Here is a 25,575-nt window from a genome sequence, read left to right as displayed (position 1 = left end):
AGAACAGTCTGCTAAGGTTTGAGTAGATTTTAAAACTATGAAACGAGAGGAGCCAGAATGATGAATAGCATTGCACTCACAAACACACTCAAAACATCATATGGCTACTCGTATTTAACTGCGTGACATTGGCAGCTGGATAGGGGTAGTGTCCTTTCCCTGACCATGCAAAAGACTGAAGACTACTTCTAGCGCGCTTCATTTGATTGGTTGCACAATCAGGTGGAGTGCGCTTTTTTGCGTGCTTGGATGGGTGAGGCGGAAGGGGGAAATCAGTCATGAAACTGATTAAGCAATTGGATTGGTTTATTAAAAGACAGAAACGAACGTACGTGATTGCGATCATTTTACTGATCATCACAGGGGTTGTAGATATGCTGCCACCTTGGATTATTGGTCAGGCGATCGATGCGATTCGTGAAGGAAGTTTGACGACAGAGCGATTGATTCTGATTGTATCGTCGCTACTCGGCATTATGGTGTTATCGTACGTGATGTCGTACTTGTGGATTGCCCGACTCTTCGGGACAGCCTTTTTACTTGAAAAGAAATTGAGAGGTCGCTTCTTTGGTCACCTCCTCAAACAAACACCGCGCTTCTATCAACAACATCGCACAGGTGACTTGATGGCACTTGCGACGAATGACTTAAAAGCGGTGGAGCGGACAGCGGGATTTGGGGTCATGACATTAGTCGACTCGTTCAACATGACGCTCATCGCCTTGACGATTATGGGAGTGTTCATCGATTGGAAGTTGACGCTCGCAGCACTTTTGCCGATGCCGATTCTCGCCTGGTCGATGAATAAACTTGGGAGTCAGATTCATACACGTTTCACGGCAGCCCAAGATTCGTTCGGCGTGATGAACGACCAAGTCGTTGAATCCATCTCCGGTCTTCGGGTCGTCCGCTCCTTCGTCCAAGAAGAGGCGGATACGAAAAAATTTGATGCCATCACGGATGACGTGATGGCGAAAAACATGCATGTCGCTAAAATCGACGTCTTGTTTGAGCCGGTCATCAAATTACTCGTTGGACTCAGCTATTTGATCGGACTCTCGTTCGGGACGTATCTCGTCTTTACGAACGACATCACGCTCGGTCAACTCGTTTCCTTCAACATTTATTTAGGGATGTTGATTTGGCCGATGTATGCCTTCGGGGAACTCATCAACGTCGTCCAACGAGGAACGGCGAGCTTGGAACGGATTGAGACAACGATGAATGAGGTACCGGACGTTTCGTCAACCGGAACGGTTCACATCGATGTACCGGAGAAGATCACCTTCAAATCGCTCTCATTCCGTTATCCAAACGCGAATCGGGAGTCGTTAGAAGACATCGTCCTGCACGTCTCGCGTGGTGAGACGATTGGAATTGTCGGACCGACTGGAGCTGGGAAGACGACGTTGTTACGTCAATTGCTCCGGGAGTATCCGATTGACGATTCCCTTCTCGTGAACGGGGTGCCAATCTCGGACATTAAACTTGAAACGGTCCGTGGCTGGAGTGGGTATGTGTCACAAGAGCATCTCTTATTCTCAAAAACGGTGCGTGATAACATTCGTTTCGGAGTGGATGATGTTTCGGATGAAGCACTCGACAGAGCCATTCATCTCGCGGCGTTCGATACAGACATCGAACACTTGGAGAACGGTCTCGATACCGTCGTTGGGGAGCAAGGGGTCATGCTGTCAGGTGGACAAAAGCAACGATTGTCGATTGCACGCGCCTTACTGAAAAATCCTGAGATTCTGCTTCTTGACGATTCGCTCTCAGCAGTCGATGCGAAGACGGAATCACGCATAATCGATTCGGTCCGCACGAGCCGTGAGGCGAAGACGACCTTTATCGTGGCGCACCGTCTTTCTGCGGTGGCACATGCTGACCAAATTCTCGTCCTTCAAGATGGACGAGTTACCGAGCGCGGCACCCACGACCAACTGATGGAACGACACGGTTGGTACTATGAACAATTTATTCGACAAGGAGAGACGGAGTAATCCGTGAAAGGGGGAATCTCTCATGATCGATCAATATGAATTAGATCCGGTCCGCCGGAAGAAAACGATCCGCTCACTCGTTGGTTATGCCAAGCAAGTGAAGCGCTCCATCTTCCTCGGACTGACATTACTCTTTTTAGCGGTTGGTGCAGAACTTGCCGGGCCGTATATCGCCAAAATCATTATCGATGAGCATATCGTCGCCATCGAACGTGACTGGGTTCAAGTCGAATCCGGCGGTAGTGTTTCCTTTAATGGAGAATCGTATGAGAAAGAAACGAGACTAGACGGTCAAGATGTGATTCAGCCGGTCTCGATTGTCCAAACGACCGATGGGTACTATCTCGTACCTGATGCGGTTATAAGCGGAGGCGTCCGTGAAGTTGAAGGCGACGTGCTGACGATTTCAAGAGGGGACGAAACGGCGACATATGACAATATTGTCTCGCTCTCGTCGACCGACGTGTTCCAGTTCTATCAGACGGATTTACGAGCTGTCCTTCTCTTATCGGGATTGTACGTCGTCCTGTTACTATTTGCGGCCGGATTGAACTGGGGACAACAGATGCTCCTACAACGATCGGCGCATAAAATCGTCAAAACGATGCGTCTTGACGTGATGAAGCATCTTCAAACGATTCCGGTACGCTATTTTGACCAGACACCAATCGGGAAGATTGTCAGTCGTGTCACGAATGACACAGAGACGATACGCGACCTGTATTTAGGAGTGCTCGCTCGCGTCTTCCAAAGTGTCGTCATGATGATCGGGGTACTCATTGCGATGTTCTTCCTAGACGTGCGTCTAGGGCTCGTCTCGCTCATTATCATCCCGGTCGTCATCGTCTGGATTAAGTTGTTCCAACGTTTCTCGACAAAAAATAACTTCCGTGTCCGCGCACTCGTCGCGGATATGAACGCGCAGTTGAATGAGAGCATTCAAACGATGCCAATCATTCAATCATACGTCCGCGAAAATCTCGTTTATGACGAGTTCAATGAGAAGAATAGCGACAACTTCCAAACGAGACGGAAACTGTTGAAATTGGATGCGTTGATGAGCCACAACCTCGTCAACTTCTTCCGAAACATGGCGCTCGCCTTACTCATCTGGTTTGTCGGGGCCCAAACGCTCGGTACGGGAAGTGTCCTGACACTTGGGATTCTGTACGCGTATATCGACTATGTCTCGCGGATCTTTGAGCCAGTGACACAAATCATGAACCAATTGTCACCACTCCAACAAGCGCTCGTCTCGGCCGACCGGATGTTCCAACTGCTCGACGAAAAAGGGGAACCGGTCTCATCGGAACGTCTTCCACGCTTTAAAGGGGATGTCGTCTTTGATGATGTCACGTTCAGTTATGAAGCAGGGAAACCGGTGTTGCAACAGATTGAACTACACGCCGCTCCTGGTGAAACGGTCGCACTCGTTGGACATACGGGAAGCGGGAAGAGTTCAATCATGAACTTGCTCATGCGTTTCAATGACCCATCCGCCGGAGTCCTCCGAATCGATGGCATGGACGTGACAAAACTACCGACGCAGGCGGTACGAGACCATCTCGGGATCGTCTTACAAGACCCGTTCCTGTTCACGGGCACGATTCGCACGAACGTCACGCTTGGCGATGAGACGATTACGGACGAACAGGTATGGAAAGCACTCACAGCCGTCGGGGCAGACCGCTTCGTGAAGCAGCTCCCGCAAGGCATCGATGAGCCGGTGATCGAGCGTGGAGCTTCACTCTCGAGTGGAGAACGACAGCTGATCAGTTTCGCACGCGCCCTCGTCTTTGACCCGGCCATCCTCGTCCTCGATGAAGCGACAGCGAGCGTCGACTCGGAGACGGAGGCATTGATTCAGGACGCGCTCAAGACACTCACGTACGGTCGGACGACATTTGTGATCGCGCACCGACTCTCGACGATTCGGGAAGCGGACCAGATTCTCGTTCTCGACCACGGGCGAATCATTGAGCGAGGCAATCACCAGTCACTCATCGAGTATGGTGGTGTCTACGCACGAATGCATGAATTACAGAGTAAACAACAAGCCATCAGTTAAGGAGGTCACATGGAAATCAAGGGGAAATATAACCGCGCTAAAGTGTTTAACGAACGAATCGATGATATGACGCGGAATCAAATTGAAACATTGCTCGACCAACCGTTCACACAAGGGGCATCGATTCGGATCATGCCGGACATGCATGCGGGGAAAGGATCGGTCGTTGGAACGACGATGACGATTCAAGACAAAGTCGTGCCAAACCTGGTCGGTGTCGATTTAGGGTGTGGGATGCTTTGTACGGAGATCAAAGCCAAGCGGATCGATTTTCAACGACTCGATGACCTCATTCGTGAACTCGTACCGAGCGGGATGAACATTCGGGAGAAGGTTCATCCATACGCATCTGAACTTCCATTAGAAGAGGTGCGAGCGCCGTATAAACTCGACCGAGCCTTGCGCTCGGTCGGGTCGCTCGGCTCGGGGAACCACTTTATTGAAGTGAACCGAGATGACTCGGGACGTACGTTTCTTGTCATTCATTCCGGTTCGCGCCATCTTGGGGTGCAGATTGCCGATTACTATCAGGAGCGAGCAATTCAACACATGATGGAAACACATGATGTAAAAGAAGAAATTGAGCGTTTGAAAGCCTTAGGTCGACAACAAGAAATCTCGGCTTATCTGGAAACAGAGCGTGCGTCACGGAAACCATTTCGAGACCTGGCTTATGTGGAGGGAGCGGATATGGACGATTACATGCATGACGTGCGCATCGCTCAACAATACGCGGCGGCGAACCGTCGTGCGATGACTGATGTAATCGTTGAAGCGATGAATTGGAACATCGTCGATCAATTCGACACCGTCCATAACTATATCGATCATGATGCGATGATCCTGCGAAAAGGTGCCATCTCCGCTAAAGAAGGAGAGCGAGTCATCATTCCGATGAACATGCGAGACGGTTCGCTCATCTGTACGGGGAAAGGGAATCCAGACTGGAACTTCTCGGGTCCACACGGCGCAGGTCGGATCATGTCTCGGTCGGCCGCGCGGAAACGCGTCGATTTCAAAGAATTCAAACGTTCGATGGAAGGTGTCTGGTCGACATCAGTTCGCCCATCGACAATCGATGAATCACCATTTGTGTATAAGTCGATGAAAGAAATTGTTCGTTATATCGAACCGGCCGTTCAAATCGATCAAATCATCAAGCCACTTTACAACTTCAAGGCGAACTGAGTCATGTACTCAGTCTCGTCTTTTTCTTTTTACGTAAAATCTGATACGCTTACATCGAGGTGAACGATATGGAAAAGCGGTTAAGTGACTTATCGAAATATGAGTTAGAGCAAGAGATTCAAGCATTACATGAACGGAAACGAAAAGCTGAACAGATGGGCATGGTCAGCGAAATTGAAGTCGTCCTTCGACGGATTGCGATTGCCGAAAGCTATTTGATTGACCCATCATCGTTTCGTCCAGGTGAAACATATGTCGTCAATTACAATGACCGTCCGTTTCGCTTGAAATTCGTCAACGGTGTCATGGGCTGGGGGACGTTTGAAGGCGAGATGACAGAACGGGCCATCCCGCTCTCAGAATTGTCGGAGGTGAAGCGATGAACCGGAACGAACAATATGAACGGCTTGCAATCGTTCTAAAAGAGAAAAATGACGTCTTGAACGATTCAGAAGCGGTGACGTGGGTTGAGGTGTTATGGGAAGATTTTGAGACCTCACTTGCCAAGGCGGGCGAACCATATCCGGGAGAAGCAAAGGCATTCCAATACGTAATTCAACAGATTGATGCATACGGGGCACAGCTCCATTTGTTCCAAACGAAAAACGAAAAGTTTAAGCATTTGATGTCTGAACGGAATTTACACTGAGTCACGTCCTTAGGGCGTGACTTTTTTTATTGCAATTCGTCAACAATTCGTTATAATGAAGGTCGCTAATAGTTTGTTTTAAAGTATAGTATAGATAAACTTTCTTTAGTTGAACTCATGTTTCACTAAACAAGAAGGAGGCGTTCAGTCGTTGGAAGTAGGTCAAAACATTAAGCGGCTCCGAATCAAAAAAGGATTGACCCAAGAGGAGCTGGCGGAACGTACCGATTTGAGTAAAGGATATATTTCTCAAATCGAGCGGGATTTAAGCTCTCCCTCACTAGAAACGTTATTTGATTTATTGAATGTCCTCGGGAGTTCCCCGAAAGAGTTTTTCGATGAAGACTTGAATCAAAAAGTGGTGTATACCGTTGACGATCGCACCATCTATACGGATGAAGAACGCAAATATCGGACAGAATGGCTCATCCCGGAATCGAATGAAAAAGAGATGGAGCCCATCCTTGTCACATTTTTCAAACATGGAGAGTTCAAACAATATGAGCCTTCGCGTTCGGAGACGCTCGTATACGTCTTGTCCGGCAAAATCGCCTTGAAATTAGGGAACCACACATATTTTGCTAAGACAGGGGAAACCCTTTATTATGTCGCCTCGGATTCGCATCAACTCGTCAACGACAACGACGGGGAGAGCGAATGTCTCATCGTCGCGACCCATTCATATTTATAAGTCAACAGAGGAGGAAACAGCATGAATGCAGAGACAATTATTCGCTTTGACCACGTGTCAAAGCGTTACGACGACACAGTCGTCCTTGAAGATATCAGTTTTGAGATTGAGCGTGGGAAGTTTTATACGCTTCTCGGTCCATCGGGATGTGGGAAGACGACGATTTTGCGTCTCATCGCCGGATTTACCGATGCGACCGAAGGAGATATTCACTTCAGCGGGAAGCGGATCAACGATGTGCCCGCCAACAAACGACAAGTGAACACCGTGTTCCAAGATTATGCGCTGTTTCCTCATTTAAACGTATTTGAGAATGTCGCATTCGGTCTCCGCATTAAAAAATTGAAAGAAGCAGATGTGAAAGCGAAAGTGGAGCAGGCTCTCAAGTTTGTTAACTTAGAAGGATACGGCTCGCGCGAAATCGATGAGATGTCAGGTGGACAGCGCCAACGTGTCGCCATCGCCCGCGCAATCGTAAATGAGCCGGAGGTCATTCTCCTCGATGAACCGCTCTCTGCCTTAGACTTGAAACTTCGTACGGAGATGCAATATGAACTTCGTGAGTTACAGCAACGTCTTGGCATCACCTTCATTTTTGTCACACACGACCAAGAAGAGGCGCTCGCCATGTCGGATGAGATTTTCGTCATGAACAACGGGAAAATTGTTCAGAGTGGGACACCGACTGATATTTATGATGAACCGATCAACCGTTTCGTCGCAGACTTTATCGGTGAATCCAATATCGTGCCGGGTGTCATGCCGGAAGACAATGTCGTCACGTTTGCTGGTAAAACGTTTGACTGTGTCGACCAAGGATTTGACCGCAATGAAAAAGTTGAGGTCATCATTCGTCCGGAAGACTTAGAGATGACATCGGTCGATGCAGCGAAACTCGTTGTCGACGTCGATTCTCAATTGTTCCGAGGTGTCCACTACGAGATTTGCTGTTATGACCAAGAAGGAAATGAATGGCTCGTCCACTCGACGAAGAAATCAATCGTCGGATCAAAAATCGGATTGACGTTTGACGAAGAAGCGATTCACGTCATGCGACTAGGTGAAACAGAAGAAGAATTTGACCGTCGTCTCGAATCCTACGAGGAGGTCCCTCATGAATCAAACTAATCAGACCGCAAAGACGGTATATTTGACGACCTATTGGATTTGGATCGCCTTGTTCGTCATCGCACCACTCGTCCTCGTCGTCTATTATTCCTTTTTTGATATCGATGGGAATTTGAGTTTAGAAAACTATCAGACGTTCTTCACGTCGACGTATTTGTCGATGACGCTCTCGTCGTTCTGGTATGCGTTTCTCATTACGTTCTTCTCGTTACTCGTCGGGTATCCGACGGCATACTTGTTGACGAAGACGAAGCACAAACAGCTTTGGCTCTTGCTCATCTTGCTGCCGTCATGGATTAACTTGTTGTTAAAGGCGTATGCGTTCCTTGGTATTTTTGGAACGTACGGGATTACGAATCAATTTTTAGAAGCCATCGGTATTGGGACGAAACAGATTCTATTCACTGATTTCAGTTTCGTCTTTGTTTCGGTATACATCTTCATCCCGTTCATGATTTTGCCGATTTACAACGCCATTGAGAAGCTACCGCCATCACTCGTTTACGCATCCCGTGATTTAGGTGCATCGAACTGGACGACGTTCCGACGTGTCATCTTCCCGTTGACGCTTGACGGTGTCAAATCGGGGATTCAAATTGTCTTTATTCCGGCATTATCACTCTTCATGATCACCCGACTCATCGCCGGGAACCGAGTCATCACACTCGGTACAGCGATTGAACAACAATTCCTTGTCACGCAAAACTGGGGGATGGGTTCGACGATTGCCGTCTTCCTCATCTTGGCGATGGTTCTCGTCATGGTCGTCACACGTGACTGGGGTGCGAAAGGAGCGGTTCGTCGATGAAACGTAAACGATTCAAATTATCAAATCTATACTTGGCGGCCGTGTTCTTGATCTTGTATGCGCCAATTCTATATTTGGTCTTCTACTCGTTCAACAGTGGCGGAACGATGAGTAACTTCGAAGGGTTCACCCTCGAATGGTACAAGTCGCTCTTCACGGACACGAGACTTCTCGTCATCGTCTTGAATACGATCGTCATCGCGCTGCTCTCGGCGACGATTTCGACCGTGCTCGGTGTCATCGGGGCACTCGCCATCTATACGGCGAAACAAAAGTATACGAAGACGTCCCTCTTATCATTGAACAACGTCTTGATCGTGAGCCCGGACGTCATCATCGGGGCCTCCTTCTTGATCCTCTTCACGATGCTAGGGATTCAGTTAGGCTTTTATTCGGTCCTCTTGTCGCACATCGCCTTCTCGGTTCCGATTGTCGTCATCTTGGTGTTGCCAAAACTCCAAGAGATGAGTCCGACGTTGATTGATGCGTCACGTGACCTAGGCGCCAGTACGTGGGACGTATTGACGAAAGTCATTCTGCCATATATCACGCCAGGGGTATTTGCCGGTTTCTTCACGGCACTCACCTATTCGTTAGATGATTTTGCGGTTACATTCTTCGTGACAGGGAACGGCTTCACGACGCTCGCCGTAGAAGTCTATTCGCGGGCACGTCAAGGTATCTCGCTTGAAATCAATGCGTTGTCTGCGATTCTGTTCCTCTTCACGCTCATCCTTGTCATCGGATATTATGTGTTGGCGCAACGAGGATCAAAGGAGGTTAGACGATGAAAAAACTAGTCATCATGTTGGCTGTACCATTGATTGTCAGCTTCGGTCTCCTTCTTTGGATTCAGCAACTGAATGCTGCGCAAGGATTCGGCGGCGACAACACACTGGTCGTCTACAACTGGGGAGACTATATCGATGAGGACTTGATCGGTGAGTTCGAAAAGCAGAGCGGGTTGAAGGTCGTTTATCAAACGTTCGACTCGAACGAAGCGATGCTCACGAAAATTGAGCAAGGCGGTACGGCTTTTGATGTCGCCGTTCCATCCGATTATGCGATCAGTAAGATGAGAGAGGAGAATCTTCTTCTTCCAATCGATTACGATAAACTCGAAAACTTTGATAATATCGATCCGCGCTTCCTCGATAAATCATTCGATCCGGGTAACAAGTACTCGGTTCCTTATTTCTGGGGCACGGTTGGGATCGTCTACAATCCTGAACTAGTCGATGGTGAGATCACTTCATGGAACGACCTGTGGGAAATGCCGCTCGAGAACGACATTCTCCTTGCGGACGGGACACGTGAAGTGATGGGCTTCGGCCTGAACTCGCTTGGTTACTCCCTCAATACGACGAATAAAGATGAGTTGATTGAGGCGGAGCAAAAGTTGGAAATGCTTTGGCCGAACATCAAAGCCATCGTCGGAGACGAAATCAAAATGCTGATGGCGAACCGTGAAGCAGCGGCAGCCGTCGTCTGGTCCGGCGATGCGTCAGAAATCATGTATGAGAATGAAGAACTGACGTATGTCATTCCGGAAGAAGGCACGAATCTCTGGTTTGATAACCTCGTCATCCCAAGTACGGCACAAAACGTGGACGGGGCACATCAGTTCATCGACTTTATGTTAGATGCTGAGATTGCGGCACGTAACACGGATTATGTCGGATACTCAACACCGAACGAAGCGGCTCTCGAATTCTTGGATGAAGAAGTCACATCGGATGAACGGTTCTACCCGTCTCGTGAAGTGACACAAGACCTTGAAGTATATGAAAACCTAGGGAAGCGCATGAACGCTTACTATAACGAGTTGTATTTACGCTTTAAAATGCAGAGTAAATGACGAAACATCCCCGCGCTCATCTGAGTACGGGGATGTTCGTTTATTGCTTGATTGTCGATTTGATGTCTTCGATATGTTTCAAGGTGACAGTCGTGTCGACTTGTGTGAAGGAGCGTAAGATTTCGTATAGTCGGACTTGCTCATCAAGATTGAATACAAAATCCTGATAGGTGATCAGCTCTTTGATCCATTTTTGGCGATTGAGCACAGGGACCTCGGTAGATTCAATTTTTTTGAGCGTCGAACGATTGCTGAACACGATCCATGAGTGGAGATGGATTCGGTCCACTCCAAGCACTTGCTCGATGGCTTTGAGATGCAATTCATTTTGCTTGATTGGATTGAAGAAGCGTTGTTTTTTACGGCGGGGGAGTGTCTGCGTCCAGTATTGGTCACGTGCCCGACCGAATATCCAACCGCTATAGTTTTTAGACTCGATGACATGTACCCCGGATTGGTTGATTAAAATGACATCGATTTCAGTGGTTCGATCTTTTTTAGAAGGATGGGGGAGATACAGGTTTGTCAGAATTAACGGTTGGAAGAACTTTGACTCAATCTCCGCCACACATAAGTATTCTCCGAATAGACCGGTGTCTTGGACCACTTTGAAGTAAGAATGTCGAGTTTGTTGAGAATACTGACTGTTTTGATAACGTTTGACCTTGTAGAGGATGATAAGTGTGAGGACGAGAAAAATGGGTGCGAATATGCTAATCAAGGTGACGAAAATACCTTCGAACAATTCTGTTAGTAGTGAAGCCATCAAATCCCTCCCTTTGTATCCACTATACAAGAAGCGAGATGATTCATATGTATATTTTTTACAATCGAGGATAATCGTTTTTTACATCATAAAGGACCCATCGAAATGGGTCCTTTTGCTTAGGTTTCATGCTTCAGCGTCTCACGCTCTTCTTCTGTAAAGACTCGAGAACGTCCTAAAAATCGTTTCCCTTCGACACCTTCAAGGGAAAACATACCACCTCGACCATCGACCACATCGATGATCAGTTGTGTATGTTTCCAATAATCATACTGTTTCTCATGGATATAGAAGGGCGTCTCGCCGATTTCACCGAGAAGAACGTCGTGGTCGCCCACCATGAACTCGTCACGTGGGAAACACATGGGAGAGCTCCCGTCACAACATCCTCCTGACTGATGAAAGAGGAGGGGACCGTGTTTTGATTTGAGACGTTCGATGAGTTCGAGCGCGGCGGGGGTGGCCTCGACTCGTCTCACCATCTTAGAAGAACCCGAGCTTTTGTTCGCTGTAGCTGACGAGCATGTTTTTCGTACGTTGATAGTGACCGAGCATCATCTTATGGTTCTCACGACCGATTCCGGACATTTTGTAACCACCGAATGCAGCATGTGCCGGATAGGAGTGGTAACAGTTGATCCAGACACGTCCTGCTTGAATTTCACGACCGAAGCGATATGCACGGTTCATGTCTCGTGTCCACACGCCTGCCCCGAGTCCGTAAAGCGTATCGTTCGCGATGGCGAGTGCCTCCGCATCGTCTTTGAACGTCGTGACGGATAAGACCGGTCCAAAAATCTCTTCTTGGAAGATTCGCATCTTGTTATGGCCTTTGAAGATGGTCGGTTGAATGTAATACCCATCCGCGAGCTCTCCGTCCATCATGTTGCGCTCTCCACCGATTAGGCATTCTGCGCCCTCGTCTTTCCCGATTTGGAGATAAGACAGGATTTTCTCCATCTGTTCGTTCGACGCTTGTGCACCCATCATGACATCGGCATCGAGTGGGTTGCCGAGCTTGATTGCTTTGACGCGTTCTAGCACGCGTTCCATGAACTTGTCATAAATCGACTCTTGAATCAAGGCGCGAGATGGGCACGTACAGACTTCCCCTTGGTTCAAGGCGAACATGACGAGACCTTCGATTGCTTTGTCGAAGAAATCGTCATCTGCGTCCATGATGTCGGCAAAGAAGATGTTTGGTGACTTTCCACCGAGCTCAAGCGTGACAGGGATGATGTTTTGAGAAGCGTATTGCATAATGAGGCGACCCGTTGTCGTCTCACCCGTGAAGGCGACTTTATCGACACGGTCACTCGATGCGAGTGGTTTTCCTGCTTCGAGACCGAAACCGTTCACGATATTGATGACACCAGGTGGTAATAAATCTTCGATGAGTTCCATGAGAACCATGATTGAAGAAGGTGTTTGTTCTGCCGGCTTTAAGACGACACAGTTTCCGGCAGCGAGTGCCGGTGCGAGTTTCCAAACCGCCATCAAAATCGGAAAGTTCCATGGAATGATTTGAGCGACGACGCCGAGTGGCTCATGGAAATGATAAGCGACTGTATCGTGGTCGAGTTCACTGATGCCGCCTTCTTGTGAGCGGATGACCCCTGCGAAGTAACGGAAGTGGTCGATGGCGAGCGGAAGGTCAGCGTTGAGCGTTTCCCGAACTGCCTTCCCATTTTCCCATGTTTCCGCATAGGCGAGCACTTCAAGGTTCTCTTCCATGCGGTCTGCAATTTTATTCAAGATGACAGAACGTTCCGTGACAGACGTCTTGCCCCAATCCTCTTTGGCTGCATGAGCGGCATCCAAAGCAAGTTCAATATCCTCTTTCGTTGAGCGGGCGACTTCACATAATACTTTCCCATTAACAGGAGATGTGTTTTCAAAGTATTCTCCACCAGCCGGTGCGGTCCACTTTCCGTTAATGTAGTTCTCATAACGGTCTTTAAACTGTACTTTCGTTCCTGCTGAGTTCGGTACTTCATAAATCATGATCGTTCCTCCCTTTTCATACGAGATAGAGGAGTTATGTATGCGCTTACATTTTTTAGTAAGCGAACGACTCCCTTTTTTCATCGTAACGGTATGATGTGATAAAAGTCAAAATTTTTCGACAATAATTTGTCAATCTTTTGTAAAAACGTTTTGAACTCAAGATTTGTGGAAATGAGTAGATTGTACACATTAATTCATCCATAAGGAGTGAGTCACGATGGCTAAGACATATCAAGTTGACCCGGCGCATAGTTCGATCACGTTCACGGTCAAGCACATGATGATTTCCAAGGTGAAGGGCGAGTTCAAAGAATTTGATATTAAGGCGAACGGTGAGCCGAGCGATTTAGCGAATGCGAGTGTGAAAGTGACGATTCAGGCAGCATCGATCGACACCAACAACACGGATCGGGATAATCACCTCCGTTCAGGCGATTTCTTCAATGCCGAGGAGCATCCGCATCTCGTCTTTCATTCCACTTCTTTCCGTTCAAAAGGGGGCGGAGAATTCGAAGTGACAGGGGATTTAACGATTCGAGGAACGACTCGGGAAGAGACGTTCGAAGTGGAGTATGAAGGAAGCGCCAAAGACCCATGGGGCAACACGAAACACGCCTTCTCCGGAGAAGGGTCGCTCAACCGTGAGGACTATGGATTAACGTGGAACCAAGCGCTTGAGGCGGGTGGTGTCCTCGTCGATAAGAAAGTCAAATTCGAGTTCGAGCTCCAATTCACTGAATCGGAAGCATAAGAAAAGTCGCTCATCTGAGCGACTTTTTATTGTTCGTATACCAATTTTTTCTGAAGGCTGTCTTCACTAAACACCCAACCTGTAAAGGATGACAACACGTCATTCGTCTGCTCGTCGACGATGACGACCGCAACGAACGGATACATGTTTTTAGAGAAATAACGCAAGTTTGTGAAGCGGTATTCGATCATCCCGTTATGGCGTGTCACAGTGTACGTGTGAATTTTAGAAAATTCGAGGAACGCCTGTAAGTCAGCATTTTTCCGAGCCTCTACGAAATGGAGGTCTTCTTCTCCTGGCATCGGTTTGTCGCGGAAGCGACCGCATTCGATGACTTTGCCTTTTTTCACTTTTACAGCTCCGAGCCCATCGCGGAAACGGACGGCGACATGCCAGTCATCCCAACCGATTCCTGGTGAGATGAACAATTCATGTGCCCCTGCAAAGTGTCTCGCCACGGTAGCGAGCGCACGGTTACGTAATTTAAACTGAATGGCATAGTAACTGATGACAAGCGCAATAAGCAGTGCAAAAATAGGGACAGTCGCACCCGTTATCATCCATAATGCATATGCACCGTAATAAGCGGAGAACAAGTACGGATCAAACGTCCCGATCACGCCCCAGCCGATCCATTTTTTCGAAAAAGGTTGTAGCGCTTGCGTTCCGTAGGCATTGAACAAGTCGACCGTGACATGGAGCAACACGGCGATTTGTGCCATGACCCATAGAGAGGCAGGATTGACGCCGAGGACCGTCCCGATGACGGCGCTGACGATGATTGGCCAAGCAAGAAGCGCGGTGATTCCATGTGAACGACCACGATGTTGGCGTAAATACGTACTATTTCCTTTTAACTTAAAGACGGTGTCGAAGTCTGGTGCATGTGAGCCGACGAGAGCCGTGGCTGTCATGGCTAAAAACAGTTGTGCATCACCTGACACTTCCGGGCTGAGCGTCGCGATGGCACTTAAACCAAGTCCCATACCAATGTGTGTCGCAGTATCCAATGTGCGTCAGCACCTCCATCAATAATGAAAGAATTACGTCATCTATTCCTATTTATCATACAATATTTTTAAAACGAGGGGAAACACAATGCTTAATCTTGATAAATTGTTCATAAATTATAATATTCATCATTTTAACGAGGAACTCGTCACCTGGTTCAATCGCGAAAAGCGTGATTTACCTTGGCGTCATGCGAAAAATCCTTATCGCGTGTGGGTGAGTGAAGTGATGTTGCAACAGACACGAGTCGATACGGTCATCCCATATTACAACCGGTTCATGGAACGCTTTCCGACGCTCGAAGATCTCGCAGCTGCTGACACGGATGAGGTCGTAAAGTATTGGGAAGGGCTCGGGTACTACTCTCGCATCCGGAACTTACATGAAGCGGTCAAAGAAGTCGCTTCTGTTTACGAGGGAATCGTCCCGGAGGAGAAAGAACGTTTCGAGAAACTAAAAGGGGTCGGACCGTATACGACGGGAGCCGTACTGTCGATTGCCTACAATCAACCGGAGCCGGCTGTGGATGGAAACGTCATGCGCGTGATGTCCCGTCAATTCGGAATCTATGACGACATCGCACTGCCGAAGACACGCAAAATCTTCGAACAAGTCGTTCGTCGATTGATGGACCCGACTCACGCATCCGATTTTAACGAGGGTGTGATGGAGTTGGGTGCTACGGTCTGCACACCGAAAAATCCGATGTGCTCGCTCTGTCCCGTGCAAGACACTTGTTATGCATATGCGCATCATGTACAAGATGAGCTACCGGTCAAAACGAAGAAGGGAGCAGCACGTGTCGAAATGTATGACGCGCTATGCATCGAGAAAGACGGAAAAATCGCATATGAACAACGACCGGACAAAGGGTTGCTCGCTGGGATGTGGCAATATCCGCTTATGGATCGAGGAACGGGGGAACAACTTAACGGAACGTATCTCGGGCAAGTGAAGCATGTCTTCTCTCATATCGTTTGGTATATCGATTTATATCGTGTCGATACGCTTCCGACGGATGACGTCGTCTGGCTAGACGCTTCGGAACGCGAGGTGAAGACGGTTTCTGTTGCTCAACAAAAATTAGAACGATTGGTAGGTGACGAACGTGAGACGATTTGAGGTAGAGTCGACATATGATTCGACGGTAGATGTGCTTTGGGATTTGTTACAGGATGCCTCACTTTTGACGAAGCTGACAAAGTTTCCTAAAGTACGCTTAGTGGGGGACGGCGCCTCGGTCGAAGGGAATGAAGTGAAGTTGTTCGTTGGGGTCGGTCCGGTGGAACTGCCATGGACCAGTGCCATCACCGTTGTGGGAAACCAAGCATTTTGCGATCAAGGAAAGACGTTACCGTTTCCGTTCAAGCGGTTCACACACGTGCATCGGGTTGAGTCGCGTGATGGTAAGGCGGTCATGATCGATGAAGTAACGTTCGATAGCTATGTTCCGAACATACTCGTCGAGTATTTCGTGCTTCGGCCGATGTTCCAAGAACGGGCGCGGGCCTTCCAAAAAACACTAAATTCATGAAAATAAGAGATTTCCTTTTTCATTGGTTCTGAAAGTCGCTATAATTAAATATGAGAATTGTATAGCATCATAGCGGAAAGGAGGAGCTTATGAGCTTATTTCCCAAAGCAGGTAGCAAAATCGAGATACAGAGCTACAAGCACAACGGAACTTTGCATCGCGTTTGGGAAGAAACGCTCGTCCTTCAGTCGTCAAAAACGGATATGATCGGATTCAATGATCGCATCATGGTCAGCGAGTCAGACGGTCGGCAATGGAGAACGCGAGAGCCGGCAATTTGCTACTTTTCATCTGAGTATTGGTTCAATGTCATCTGTATGATTCGCGAAGACGGGATTTACTACTACTGTAATCTAGGTTCGCCGACTACATTTGATGGGGATGAACGTGCCATCAAATATATCGATTACGATTTGGACATCAAGGTGTTCCCGGATATGTCGTACACGATTTTAGATGAAGATGAATATGAGCGGCATCGTCGCGAGATGAATTATCCGAAAGCGATTGATCGAATCTTGAAGCAGAACGTGCAAGAACTGATCAACTGGATTCGAGGACGGAAAGGGCCGTTCAACCCAACATTCGTCGATGAATGGTATCGCGAATACGAAGCACGTTACCGGAGATGATTCCTCATCTCCGCTTTTTTTCTTAAGTCAGGAGGCATTATGGGTAGTATTAAACGTTATTTGCAGTTTGTTCGTCCGTATAAGAAACAAATTGCCCTTACCATTTTCGTCGGGATTTTGAAGTTTTCCATCCCGCTCGGATTACCGTTACTTTATAGATATGTCATCGATAACTATTTGACGGACGATGCGCCGAAGCAGGACTACACGACGCTCGTCTGGTTGTTCAGCATCGTTTTCTTCGTCTTCTTGGTCCTCAAGCCACCGATCGAATACTTGCGTCAATATTTGGCGCAGTGGGCCGCAACGCGTGTCTTGTTCGATGTGCGGAACCGGTTATTCGACCACGTCCAAAAGTTGTCACTCCGCTATTATTCAAACAATAAGACGGGACAAATCATTTCAAGGATCATCAATGACGTCGAACAGACGAAAGACTTCGTCATCACCGGGCTGATGAATATTTGGCTCGACATGGTCACCATCCTTATCGCCATCGGGATCATGTATACGATTGACCCGCAACTCACGTTGATTGCGATTTTACCACTTCCGTTTTATGCGATCGCAGTCCGCTATTTCTATGGGCGGTTGCGTCGTTTGACGCGTGAACGGTCGGCGGCACTCGCTGATTTACAAGGGCATTTGACAGAGCGTGTCAACGGGATGGCGGTCATTCGGAGTTTTGCGCTAGAGCCATATGAGAATAAGGCATTTGAACAACAGAACGGTGGTTTCCTGAACGCGGCACTTAAACATACGAGTTGGAACGCCAAGACGTATGTCGTCGTATCGACCATCACCGACATCGCGCCAATCCTCATCTTCACGACGGCATCGTGGCTCGTCATTCAAGAAGCGGTATCGCTCGGGACGCTCGTCGCGTTCATCGCGTACATCGACCGACTCTATGCACCGCTCGGTCGTCTCGTCAACTCGGCGACGACACTCACGCAGTCGGTCGCTTCGATGGACCGTGTCTTTGAGTTCTTGGATGAGACATATGATATCGAGGAGAAACCGAACGGGTTCGTCCCGTTGTCGACAGCGGGTAAAATCGACCTTGAGCATGTGAGTTTTTCGTATGAACAGGACGGGACACGAGCGTTGAACGATGTGAACCTTCAAATCCGCTCTGGTGAACGCGTGGCGTTTGTCGGAATGTCCGGTGGAGGGAAGTCGACACTCGTCAGTTTGATTCCGCGTTTCTATGACGTGACGGATGGAAGCATCAAAATCGACGGCGTCGATGTGCGTGATTTCAAATTACGTGCACTTCGTGATCAAATCGGAATGGTCATGCAGGATTCGGTCCTCTTCAGCGAATCGGTCGCGATGAATATTCGGATGGGGAAACCGGATGCGACGGATGAAGAAGTCATCGCGGCGGCCAAGGCGGCGAACGCCCATGAGTTTATCTCGAAATTACAGGACGGGTATGCGACACCGGTCGGGGAGAAAGGTGTCAAACTGTCTGGTGGACAGAAGCAACGGCTTGCGATTGCACGTGTCTTTTTGAAGAATCCACCAATCTTGATTTTAGACGAGGCGACGAGTGCGCTTGATTTAGAAAGTGAAGCGATGATTCAAGACTCGCTGGCCCGTCTGACGAAAGGGCGGACGACGTTAATCGTTGCCCACCGTTTGTCGACCATTACGGACGCCGATCAAATCGTCGTCGTGGATAACGGTCAAATCATGGAGACGGGTACGCATGAAGAGCTGATGCGTCGTCGCGGGGCGTATTATGACCTGTATATGATTCAAGATTTAGCTGTAGTTGAATAATGAAAAAAGTCGAGTCCCTATGGGCTCGACTTTTTTAGCGGTCTAAAAATCGTTTACGAACATCTGGTGAAGGGAGTGTGCACACTTCCTTCTTTCCAAATAGACGTGTCCGATATTTGGCGAACAACGTATATCCATGATCACGAATCGGTCTAGGTATGAAACGAATGAGTCGAAGCAGGCGCCAACGGCCATCAAGGTGTTCGGCAATTCGAATCGCAGCGTCTGATTTTAAGTAAGGAACCCCTTCCTCAATATAGACGATGCTGTCGACTGATTCCGGGATCCGGTGTCGTGCTCGGAGCGACTGACCGACCTCGCTTTGGAGCGAAGCAAAGTGAATCGAGGCGTGTCGATCATGACGAATGATGAACTGAACACTGGCATCACAGAAGTTGCAATCGCCATCAAATAAAACAATCGCAGGCAAGTACTTCGCCTCCTTCATCGTACTGTTTTACCGTTTTGTCTTCATGTTAAACGTCAAGCAGCGAGTTGGCGAGCAGGTTGCATCTTGTAGAGCGATACATAATACAAGTAAGCACCGAGAGCACCGAAGACAAACATGTAACCGCTCATCAAGACCGGACCGATGAACGCGCCGACGACAATTCCTGCCGCAGCAACCAACTTGGCTCCATGGAATGTGAGCCCGCCGAACGCAAGGTAGGAAGCCCGACGTTCAGGATCGAGGAGGTCAACCTGTTTCACTTGCCGAATTGGAGAGTAGAGGAGTTCGCCGATTGTGAAGATGATTGCGAGTGTGGCCAGGATGATAAAGGAGTTCATCGAGGTAATGGCGGCGTATGCTGTGATATATAACGATAAGCCAATGAAAAACACGGTCTTCTCTTTGAAACGTTTGACGAAAGCGGTGACCGCAAACGTGATGGCGACGACGAGCAAGGTGTTCTCTAGTTGCATAAACGCCATCATGCGTACCCCGTCAAAAGGTATCCCGAGAATTTGACGACTTTCGAATGACTCTGCTAAATGGACACCGATGTAGTTCGCCATATGAAACTCGGTCGAAAAGACGAGCATACTTCCAAATACGAATGTGATCCAACGGCGGTCACGTAACGCGATTTTATAGTTTTCGATGACGCCATGAATCGGGTTTGACGGTGTTGAACGATTTCCGGTGTACGTGTCGACCAAATAGCGTTGAAGGACGATGGTGGTCACAGTGAGAATGACCGTCATACCGATAAAGAGGGCAAAACGATGGTCGCGATAGAAGGCACCGCCAAGCATGACGCCTCCGGCGATAGCCAAGTTGACGAGCCAGTAGTCATACACGTAGATGGCTTTTCGATTCGATTCTTCCATGGAGTCGATGACGATTGCCTCAAGTGCCGGATAGTTCAATCCGTTCGAAACGGCATGTCCGAAGTAGAGGATGGCGACGACGAGTGCCCAGTTATTCGATGGGTGAATGGCGATGGTCATCCCAAGAAAACAGATGATTTGAATCACCTGGCCAATTTGTAAGACAACCTTCCGATTGAACCGATCGGAAAAGTACCCACCGAATAGACCGGTCAAGTAACCGACGATAACGAATGAGGTCATGATGATTCCAGCGGGAACTTTCCCCAACTCTTCTGAGAAATAGAGTGCCATGAATGGGAAAATGGCTGATCCGACGATTCGAATACAAAATCCGCAAACGAGTCGCAAACGGACATTTAATGGAAAATCATTAAATTTCATATGGTGAGCACCTCCTTGGTTCTACTGTAATGGGGGACGGTACATGATAAAAAGAGACACTTTTTTTAAAGATGTCCCCTTTTACCAAAAAAGAGATGCTCACGCATCTCCCTCTCTTACAATTGAGCAAACGAGCGGTGGACCGCTTCGATCGTCTCTTCGATATCTTGTTCCGTATGCTCTGTCGTCAAGAACCAGGCCTCATATTTCGATGGAGCCAAGTTCACGCCATTCTCCAGCATCAACTTGAAGAAACGTCCGAACTTCTCACCATCTGACTTTTCCGCACCTTCATAGTCGGTGACGATTTCATCCGTGAAGTAAACGGTGAGTGCCCCCTTCAAGCGGTTGAGCGTGATGGTAATGTCATGCTTTTCTGCCGCCTCGCGGATGCCAGCTTCCAGTTTTGCACCGAGTGCGTCTAATTTCTCATAGACACCAGGTTGCTCGAGCACTTCAAGGCAAGCGATTCCTGTCGCCATCGAGGCGGGGTTACCGGCCATCGTGCCGGCTTGATATGCAGGTCCGAGTGGAGCGACCGTTTCCATGATTTCAGCCTTGCCCCCGTAAGCACCGATTGGTAGACCGCCACCGATAATCTTACCGAGCGCTGTCATATCCGGTTCGATGCCATACACTTGTTGGGCACTTCCGTATGTGAAACGGAACGCCGTGATGACCTCATCATAGATGACGAGTGCGCCGTGTTCATGAGTGATATCATTGACAGCTTGTAGGAAACCTGGCTTCGGTTCGACGATTCCGAAGTTCCCGACAATCGGTTCGACGAGGACACATGCGACCTGGTCTCCCCATTCTTTCATCATCTCGCGATACGCTTCGACGTCGTTGAATGGGACGGTGATGACTTCTTTGGCAGTGGCTTTTGTTACACCTGCAGAGTCCGGAGAACCGAGTGTCGCTGGACCACTACCTGCCGCAATCAGCATGAGATCCGAATGACCGTGATAACAACCGCTGAATTTCACAACGAGTTCACGACCGGTGTAAGCACGGGCGACTCGTACTGTCGTCATGACGGCTTCCGTCCCCGAGTTCGTGAATCGTACTTTGTCCATCGAAGGGATGGCTTGTTTTAGTTTCTTCGCAAACTCGACTTCGAGACGATGAGGTGTCCCGTAAAGTAAGCCTTTTAAAGAAGCATTGACGAGCGCTTCATGAATATGTGGATGGGCGTGACCGGTAATGATTGGACCGTACGCTGCCAAATAATCGATGTAGCGATTCCCGTCTACATCATAGAAATAGGCGCCTTCGCCGCGTTCCATATATACAGGAGCACCGCCACCGACCGCTTTGAATGAGCGGGACGGACTGTTGACACCTCCGACGATATGAGTGAGTGCATCTTGGTACAATGCATCAGATGACTGACGAGTTGATGAAGTAGTCATATGTATTGCCTCCTTATTCAAATTCGCACTTATTGTAACATAGCCGTCAACCGCTTAAGCTCAGTGTTTGACGAGTAGTTGAGAAATCAGTACACTATTTATAAAGATTACTATGTAAGAAATAAGTTAATGTTCAAAACTATTTCGCATGAATTTTATAGAAGAAATGAGGGATTGACGTGGGAAGCGAAATGCTTGACCATGCTGTTCAGTCGCTCCGGGAACATGGAGTCAGAATGACGCCTCAGCGCCAGGCCATTTTGGAGTACCTCGTCACGGAGCATAGTCACCCGACTGCGGATGACATTTATAAGGCACTAGCCGCACGGTTTCCGAACATGAGTGTGGCCACTGTATACAACAACTTGCGCGTCTTTAAAGAGGTAGGTCTCGTTCAAGAAATGAACTACGGGGACGCCTCGAGTCGTTTTGACTTTGTGACATCGAAGCACTATCACATCATCTGTGACACGTGTGGAAAAGTCGTCGACTTTAACTATCCTGTATTAGATGAAATCGAATCGGTTGCATCTCAATTGACTGGATTCAAAGTTGATCGTCACCGCCTTGAAGTGTACGGAACGTGCCCGTCTTGTCAGTCTGAACAATCGCAAACACATTAAAAAACCACATCCGAGCAGTCGGATGTGGTTTTTGTGTTAGTCCGTTTGTTGTGACTGACGTTTGTTGTATTTCTCATCGAACTCTTTACCTTCAAGTGAGCGGTCGATTGTGAGCGGTTCGTCGCAATGCATACATAAGTCGACGCGTCCAAGCATCTTCGTCTCTTTTTCACAGTTCGGACAAGTCACGATGATGGCTTTTGTCGAGGCCATCCCAACGATGAAGTAAAGGGCAGAGCTCGCAAGTACCATGACAAATCCGAGAAGCATGAAAATAATCATGAGCCAGGTGATGGATTTGGCGAGAAGGCCGAGATACATGACCCCGATCCCACCGAAGATAAGAAGTAATGCTATATTACGTGCGCGGTTGATTTTGTTCCCCCGTTTTTTCATGAGTGAATCCCTCCAATAGTCTGTCTCTATCATAGCTCATCTTCAAACGAGTGAGAAGTTCCTGCACTTTTTCGGCAGGAGTTTTTTGAAAAGAGGGCGAAATTGGTTCGTATCGAAAATGACAATCGTCATATATAGTCAACTTGCGATTGGGAGAGAAGGGGTCCAGATGACGATGGAATATGCGACTCGCACCATTTACTCAGAATATGCTGCATTAAAAACGACACTCGGGATTATTGAAGTGAAGAAAAAGCGGGCACGTGATCCGTTGACGGATCAATCGGATCGCCTGCTCATTGTGATTGAAGCAAAACCAGAACCGTTTTGGACGGTGAAACACTATCAGGTCGGTCAAGAAAAAATTGTCCTGCACGTAGTCAGTGACTCGATGATGGATCGGTGGATTGTCTTGAATGAAAATCGGCGAGCCATTCATTGGATTGAAGACGGAATCGTCTTGTTCGAACGAAATGAGTATATTTTAGAGTTACGACAGCGCAACCGTAATTTAACGAATCGGGAACAACGTTTACAACTCTCAATCTCTTTCGCAAAGTTGTTGCGTCGGTTTGAAGACGGACGTTATCTATTTTTAGAAGGGGAGTTCCAAGACGCCTTCACTCAGATTCATCATGCGCTCACTCACCTGGCACGCCTCTCGATTCTTGAGGCGGGGATTCATCCGGAAATCGTATTGTGGGAACAGGTACGAGCCATTGACCTCGAGATTTATAAGCTGCACGATGAATTGGTCGGAGGACAAGAATCGCTTGAACAGCGCATCCACCTTGTCGTCATTGGCATGGAACATTTGATTCAATCGAAAGTGTTGCCGGGGACGTTGTTATTACTTCAGACGATGCAGGAGAAAGGCGGAGCGTGGACGTTCTCAGAATTGATGGAACATCCGAATTTGAATGAGCTCCGTGTCGACCTTGGAAGCATCATTGGTTTTTTAGTGAAAAAAGGGTATGTTCGAACGGTCACGAGACCGACGAAAGGGGTCGGGGTAGAGGCAGTGCTTTATGAGATTGCTTAACTTCCCTTTCCTAGGAACAATGAGGAGAAAATCAGTTATATGAAACTATTGAAATTTAGCGTGGGAACCGTCTTTATTTTATTTGTCACGATTGTGATTTCTGTCTTTGTCGCCCTTTTTACGATGGGAGACCCCATCACACTTGGGCGACCGATTATTTGGACGATATGGTATATGGCCGTTCTACTAATCATATGTATGGGACTCTATGATTTTTCGTCCTTTTCAAAACAAAAGATTCGAAAAGTTCTCGGCTGGGGTGCGTTAGTCGGTGCTGTCCTCTTCGCTTCTGTGAAAGGATATTATATGTATCAAGATAGTTTGAAGATTGAGGAACGCGGTGTGGAGTTGATGGATTATCAGCCGTTCACGGATTCAGAACAATTGGCGAGACTCGATCACGAGGCTTCGGTGAAGTTTGAGGAAGGTTTGCCGCGATTAGATGGAGCGACAGCGCTCTATCCGATGTACGCTTCATTCGTGGAAGCAGTCTATCCGGACTCGGAAACGTATGATCCATATAATGATCAAACGAGTAAAGTCGTGTCGACGACAACACCGGAAGCATACAGCCGACTGATGAACGATCAGACCGACTTGATTTTCGTTGCTGGTCCATCTGACCGTCAATTGAAGGTTGCGAAACAAAAAAACGTTTCTTTACATATGACGGCGATTGGAAGGGAAGCATTTGTGTTCTTCGTCCATGAAGATAACCCGGTCGATTCTTTGACGATGGAACAAGTTCGGGGGATTTATTCAGGAGACATTCGGAATTGGGAAGAGGTCGGAGGGGACTCGGAATCCATTCGTGCTTTTCAACGACCGGAGGACAGTGGCAGTCAAACGGCGTTACAAAAGATGATGGGCGAACAAAAGCTCATGGAGGCGCCGGTAGAAGATGTTCCTGAAGGGATGGGTGGAATCATTCAACAAACTTCATCGTATCGGAACCATAAAAATGCGATTGGATTTTCATTTAGATACTATGCGACAGAAATGGTGCATGACTATGAAATCAAGTTACTTCGCATAGATGGAATCGAACCGACCGTTGAAACGATTCAGGATGGATCGTATCCACTGACTTCTGAATTTTATGCGGTGACTACGGAAGAGAAGGCAGAGCGATATGAAGAATTTCTAAAATGGCTAGAAAGCGAGGATGGGCAGACGTTAGTTGAGAAGACGGGCTATGTCCGTCTCGATTAATACAAAGCAGAAGGTTTACTTTTCATCATGTTGATGGGAAGTAAATCTTTTTTAGTTTTTATTGTTTTTTGTATTGACGAAGTGGTAAATAGAGATTATAGTTATAAAAGTTGTCACGGCAAAAGATTATTTCAGAAAAACAATTTGTGAAAAAGTTGTTGACGAAAACAATCAAAACGTGATAGATTAATTAAGTCGCCAAGAGCGGCAGACGAACTTTGAAAACTGAACGATGAGGCAAAAATAAGTTTTACAATTTTTGAATGAAGCGCAAGCTTCGTCAATTTAA

At 47.8% G+C, this 25,575-nt stretch carries 26 protein-coding genes; 18 read left to right on the top strand and 8 right to left on the bottom strand.

All coding sequences use genetic code 11. The annotated features are described in order from the left end of the window. Window positions 1-278: 278 nt before the first annotated feature. From KNO61_RS14765 to KNO61_RS14720, 10 genes are all read left to right on the top strand, one after another. Entirely contained in the window at window positions 279-2,003 is a 1,725-nt protein-coding gene (locus KNO61_RS14765; RefSeq protein ID WP_214818391.1) for an ABC transporter ATP-binding protein, read from the top strand. A 22-nt stretch (window positions 2,004-2,025) separates the two neighbouring features. After that, window positions 2,026-4,071 (top strand): ABC transporter ATP-binding protein, encoded by a 2,046-nt coding sequence (locus KNO61_RS14760; protein ID WP_214873734.1) that lies wholly within the window; start codon window positions 2,026-2,028, stop codon window positions 4,069-4,071. A gap of 9 nt (window positions 4,072-4,080) precedes the next feature. Continuing rightward, window positions 4,081-5,259, top strand: coding sequence for an RtcB family protein (locus KNO61_RS14755; RefSeq protein ID WP_214873732.1), 1,179 nt, complete (start codon window positions 4,081-4,083; stop codon window positions 5,257-5,259). A 68-nt stretch (window positions 5,260-5,327) separates the two neighbouring features. After that, the gene (locus KNO61_RS14750; protein ID WP_015880882.1) at window positions 5,328-5,642 is read left to right on the top strand and encodes a YfhH family protein; all 315 of its coding nucleotides are present in this window, start codon (window positions 5,328-5,330) and stop codon (window positions 5,640-5,642) included. After that, on the top strand, window positions 5,639-5,908 hold the full coding sequence (locus tag KNO61_RS14745; protein WP_214689241.1) for a YfhJ family protein: 270 nt from the start codon (window positions 5,639-5,641) through the stop codon (window positions 5,906-5,908). Before KNO61_RS14750 ends, KNO61_RS14745 begins: the two co-directional genes overlap by 4 nt. 151 nt (window positions 5,909-6,059) lie before the next feature. Beyond that, window positions 6,060-6,599, top strand: coding sequence for a helix-turn-helix domain-containing protein (locus tag KNO61_RS14740; protein WP_031421116.1), 540 nt, complete (start codon window positions 6,060-6,062; stop codon window positions 6,597-6,599). A gap of 21 nt (window positions 6,600-6,620) precedes the next feature. Continuing rightward, complete coding sequence (locus tag KNO61_RS14735) at window positions 6,621-7,727, top strand: ABC transporter ATP-binding protein (RefSeq protein ID WP_047795864.1); 1,107 nt, start codon at window positions 6,621-6,623, stop codon at window positions 7,725-7,727. Next, entirely contained in the window at window positions 7,714-8,535 is an 822-nt protein-coding gene (locus KNO61_RS14730) for an ABC transporter permease (RefSeq protein ID WP_015880886.1), read from the top strand. Before KNO61_RS14735 ends, KNO61_RS14730 begins: the two co-directional genes overlap by 14 nt. Continuing rightward, complete coding sequence (locus KNO61_RS14725; protein WP_214873730.1) at window positions 8,532-9,326, top strand: ABC transporter permease; 795 nt, start codon at window positions 8,532-8,534, stop codon at window positions 9,324-9,326. Before KNO61_RS14730 ends, KNO61_RS14725 begins: the two co-directional genes overlap by 4 nt. Continuing rightward, the gene (locus KNO61_RS14720; protein ID WP_078146387.1) at window positions 9,323-10,393 is read left to right on the top strand and encodes an ABC transporter substrate-binding protein; all 1,071 of its coding nucleotides are present in this window, start codon (window positions 9,323-9,325) and stop codon (window positions 10,391-10,393) included. Before KNO61_RS14725 ends, KNO61_RS14720 begins: the two co-directional genes overlap by 4 nt. A gap of 40 nt (window positions 10,394-10,433) precedes the next feature. On the opposite strand, the gene KNO61_RS14715 is transcribed toward KNO61_RS14720, so the two are convergent. The 3 genes from KNO61_RS14715 to adh all read right to left on the bottom strand — a co-directional run bounded on the left by KNO61_RS14715 (window position 10,434) and on the right by adh (window position 13,163). Then, a complete protein-coding gene (locus KNO61_RS14715; RefSeq protein ID WP_214873728.1) occupies window positions 10,434-11,159 on the bottom strand; it encodes a nuclease-related domain-containing protein in 726 nt (241 codons plus the stop codon). 119 nt (window positions 11,160-11,278) lie between these two features. After that, window positions 11,279-11,641, bottom strand: coding sequence for a DUF779 domain-containing protein (locus tag KNO61_RS14710; protein ID WP_214818375.1), 363 nt, complete (start codon window positions 11,639-11,641; stop codon window positions 11,279-11,281). 1 nt (window position 11,642) lies between these two features. Next, window positions 11,643-13,163 (bottom strand): aldehyde dehydrogenase, encoded by a 1,521-nt coding sequence (adh, locus tag KNO61_RS14705; RefSeq protein WP_214873725.1) that lies wholly within the window; start codon window positions 13,161-13,163, stop codon window positions 11,643-11,645. Window positions 13,164-13,383: 220 nt separating this feature from the next. Between adh and KNO61_RS14700 the strand changes: the two genes are divergently transcribed. Next, window positions 13,384-13,917 carry a YceI family protein gene (locus KNO61_RS14700; RefSeq protein ID WP_031421126.1) on the top strand — a complete coding sequence of 178 codons (534 nt, stop codon included), beginning with the start codon at window positions 13,384-13,386 and terminating at the stop codon, window positions 13,915-13,917. A 26-nt stretch (window positions 13,918-13,943) separates the two neighbouring features. Here the strand turns inward: KNO61_RS14700 and KNO61_RS14695 are convergent, their stop codons facing one another. After that, window positions 13,944-14,927 (bottom strand): metal-dependent hydrolase, encoded by a 984-nt coding sequence (locus KNO61_RS14695; RefSeq protein WP_015880893.1) that lies wholly within the window; start codon window positions 14,925-14,927, stop codon window positions 13,944-13,946. A gap of 88 nt (window positions 14,928-15,015) precedes the next feature. On the opposite strand from KNO61_RS14695, the gene mutY reads away from it, so the two are divergent. The 4 genes from mutY to KNO61_RS14675 all read left to right on the top strand — a co-directional run bounded on the left by mutY (window position 15,016) and on the right by KNO61_RS14675 (window position 18,882). Beyond that, window positions 15,016-16,050, top strand: a complete 1,035-nt coding sequence (gene mutY, locus KNO61_RS14690; protein WP_214873723.1) for an A/G-specific adenine glycosylase — start codon at window positions 15,016-15,018, stop codon at window positions 16,048-16,050. Then, the gene (locus KNO61_RS14685; protein ID WP_214873721.1) at window positions 16,037-16,462 is read left to right on the top strand and encodes a hypothetical protein; all 426 of its coding nucleotides are present in this window, start codon (window positions 16,037-16,039) and stop codon (window positions 16,460-16,462) included. The genes mutY and KNO61_RS14685 overlap by 14 nt, the downstream gene beginning before the upstream one ends. Window positions 16,463-16,551: 89 nt before the next feature. After that, window positions 16,552-17,094: a nucleoside tri-diphosphate phosphatase gene (gene ntdP, locus KNO61_RS14680; protein WP_015880896.1), complete on the top strand. Its 543-nt coding sequence runs from the start codon at window positions 16,552-16,554 to the stop codon at window positions 17,092-17,094. Window positions 17,095-17,133: 39 nt separating this feature from the next. Next, window positions 17,134-18,882, top strand: coding sequence for an ABC transporter ATP-binding protein (locus KNO61_RS14675; protein WP_214873719.1), 1,749 nt, complete (start codon window positions 17,134-17,136; stop codon window positions 18,880-18,882). 34 nt (window positions 18,883-18,916) lie between these two features. Here the strand turns inward: KNO61_RS14675 and KNO61_RS14670 are convergent, their stop codons facing one another. From KNO61_RS14670 to KNO61_RS14660, 3 genes are all read right to left on the bottom strand, one after another. Beyond that, complete coding sequence (locus KNO61_RS14670) at window positions 18,917-19,312, bottom strand: thiol-disulfide oxidoreductase DCC family protein (RefSeq protein ID WP_143180258.1); 396 nt, start codon at window positions 19,310-19,312, stop codon at window positions 18,917-18,919. Between the two features lie 53 nt (window positions 19,313-19,365). Next, window positions 19,366-20,598, bottom strand: a complete 1,233-nt coding sequence (locus KNO61_RS14665) for an MFS transporter (protein ID WP_214873716.1) — start codon at window positions 20,596-20,598, stop codon at window positions 19,366-19,368. A 116-nt stretch (window positions 20,599-20,714) separates the two neighbouring features. Next, a complete protein-coding gene (locus KNO61_RS14660) occupies window positions 20,715-22,013 on the bottom strand; it encodes a glutamate-1-semialdehyde 2,1-aminomutase (protein ID WP_159563592.1) in 1,299 nt (432 codons plus the stop codon). 191 nt (window positions 22,014-22,204) lie between these two features. Here KNO61_RS14660 and perR point away from each other — a divergent pair, with 191 nt between their 5' ends. Next, a complete protein-coding gene (gene perR, locus KNO61_RS14655) occupies window positions 22,205-22,636 on the top strand; it encodes a peroxide-responsive transcriptional repressor PerR (RefSeq protein WP_031421138.1) in 432 nt (143 codons plus the stop codon). A gap of 36 nt (window positions 22,637-22,672) precedes the next feature. On the opposite strand, the gene KNO61_RS14650 is transcribed toward perR, so the two are convergent. Continuing rightward, entirely contained in the window at window positions 22,673-23,032 is a 360-nt protein-coding gene (locus tag KNO61_RS14650; RefSeq protein WP_031421140.1) for a YgzB family protein, read from the bottom strand. Window positions 23,033-23,201: 169 nt separating this feature from the next. On the opposite strand from KNO61_RS14650, the gene KNO61_RS14645 reads away from it, so the two are divergent. Both KNO61_RS14645 and KNO61_RS14640 read left to right on the top strand, forming a co-directional pair. Further along, entirely contained in the window at window positions 23,202-24,074 is an 873-nt protein-coding gene (locus KNO61_RS14645) for a nucleotidyltransferase-like protein (RefSeq protein ID WP_078147894.1), read from the top strand. Between the two features lie 39 nt (window positions 24,075-24,113). Beyond that, entirely contained in the window at window positions 24,114-25,286 is a 1,173-nt protein-coding gene (locus KNO61_RS14640) for a substrate-binding domain-containing protein (RefSeq protein WP_214873714.1), read from the top strand. Window positions 25,287-25,575 lie beyond the last annotated feature (289 nt).

Origin of the sequence: Exiguobacterium sp. s140 (assembly GCF_018617035.1) — a bacterium.
GTDB classification, from domain to species: domain Bacteria; phylum Bacillota; class Bacilli; order Exiguobacteriales; family Exiguobacteriaceae; genus Exiguobacterium; species Exiguobacterium profundum.
This window is presented reverse-complemented; position numbering and strand designations above follow the sequence as displayed.

Coding starts and splice junctions, on each gene's coding strand:
- KNO61_RS14650 (WP_031421140.1), bottom strand. CDS start 23,032: ATGAAAAAACGGGGGAACAAAATCAACCGCGCACGTAATATAGCATTA.
- KNO61_RS14665 (WP_214873716.1), bottom strand. CDS start 20,598: ATGAAATTTAATGATTTTCCATTAAATGTCCGTTTGCGACTCGTTTGC.
- mutY (WP_214873723.1), top strand. CDS start 15,016: ATGCTTAATCTTGATAAATTGTTCATAAATTATAATATTCATCATTTT.
- adh (WP_214873725.1), bottom strand. CDS start 13,163: ATGATTTATGAAGTACCGAACTCAGCAGGAACGAAAGTACAGTTTAAA.
- KNO61_RS14760 (WP_214873734.1), top strand. CDS start 2,026: ATGATCGATCAATATGAATTAGATCCGGTCCGCCGGAAGAAAACGATC.
- KNO61_RS14765 (WP_214818391.1), top strand. CDS start 279: ATGAAACTGATTAAGCAATTGGATTGGTTTATTAAAAGACAGAAACGA.
- KNO61_RS14640 (WP_214873714.1), top strand. CDS start 24,114: ATGAAACTATTGAAATTTAGCGTGGGAACCGTCTTTATTTTATTTGTC.
- KNO61_RS14715 (WP_214873728.1), bottom strand. CDS start 11,159: ATGGCTTCACTACTAACAGAATTGTTCGAAGGTATTTTCGTCACCTTG.
- KNO61_RS14720 (WP_078146387.1), top strand. CDS start 9,323: ATGAAAAAACTAGTCATCATGTTGGCTGTACCATTGATTGTCAGCTTC.
- KNO61_RS14735 (WP_047795864.1), top strand. CDS start 6,621: ATGAATGCAGAGACAATTATTCGCTTTGACCACGTGTCAAAGCGTTAC.
- perR (WP_031421138.1), top strand. CDS start 22,205: ATGCTTGACCATGCTGTTCAGTCGCTCCGGGAACATGGAGTCAGAATG.
- KNO61_RS14645 (WP_078147894.1), top strand. CDS start 23,202: ATGACGATGGAATATGCGACTCGCACCATTTACTCAGAATATGCTGCA.
- KNO61_RS14700 (WP_031421126.1), top strand. CDS start 13,384: ATGGCTAAGACATATCAAGTTGACCCGGCGCATAGTTCGATCACGTTC.
- KNO61_RS14725 (WP_214873730.1), top strand. CDS start 8,532: ATGAAACGTAAACGATTCAAATTATCAAATCTATACTTGGCGGCCGTG.
- KNO61_RS14745 (WP_214689241.1), top strand. CDS start 5,639: ATGAACCGGAACGAACAATATGAACGGCTTGCAATCGTTCTAAAAGAG.
- ntdP (WP_015880896.1), top strand. CDS start 16,552: ATGAGCTTATTTCCCAAAGCAGGTAGCAAAATCGAGATACAGAGCTAC.
- KNO61_RS14660 (WP_159563592.1), bottom strand. CDS start 22,013: ATGACTACTTCATCAACTCGTCAGTCATCTGATGCATTGTACCAAGAT.
- KNO61_RS14750 (WP_015880882.1), top strand. CDS start 5,328: ATGGAAAAGCGGTTAAGTGACTTATCGAAATATGAGTTAGAGCAAGAG.
- KNO61_RS14755 (WP_214873732.1), top strand. CDS start 4,081: ATGGAAATCAAGGGGAAATATAACCGCGCTAAAGTGTTTAACGAACGA.
- KNO61_RS14675 (WP_214873719.1), top strand. CDS start 17,134: ATGGGTAGTATTAAACGTTATTTGCAGTTTGTTCGTCCGTATAAGAAA.
- KNO61_RS14710 (WP_214818375.1), bottom strand. CDS start 11,641: ATGGTGAGACGAGTCGAGGCCACCCCCGCCGCGCTCGAACTCATCGAA.
- KNO61_RS14730 (WP_015880886.1), top strand. CDS start 7,714: ATGAATCAAACTAATCAGACCGCAAAGACGGTATATTTGACGACCTAT.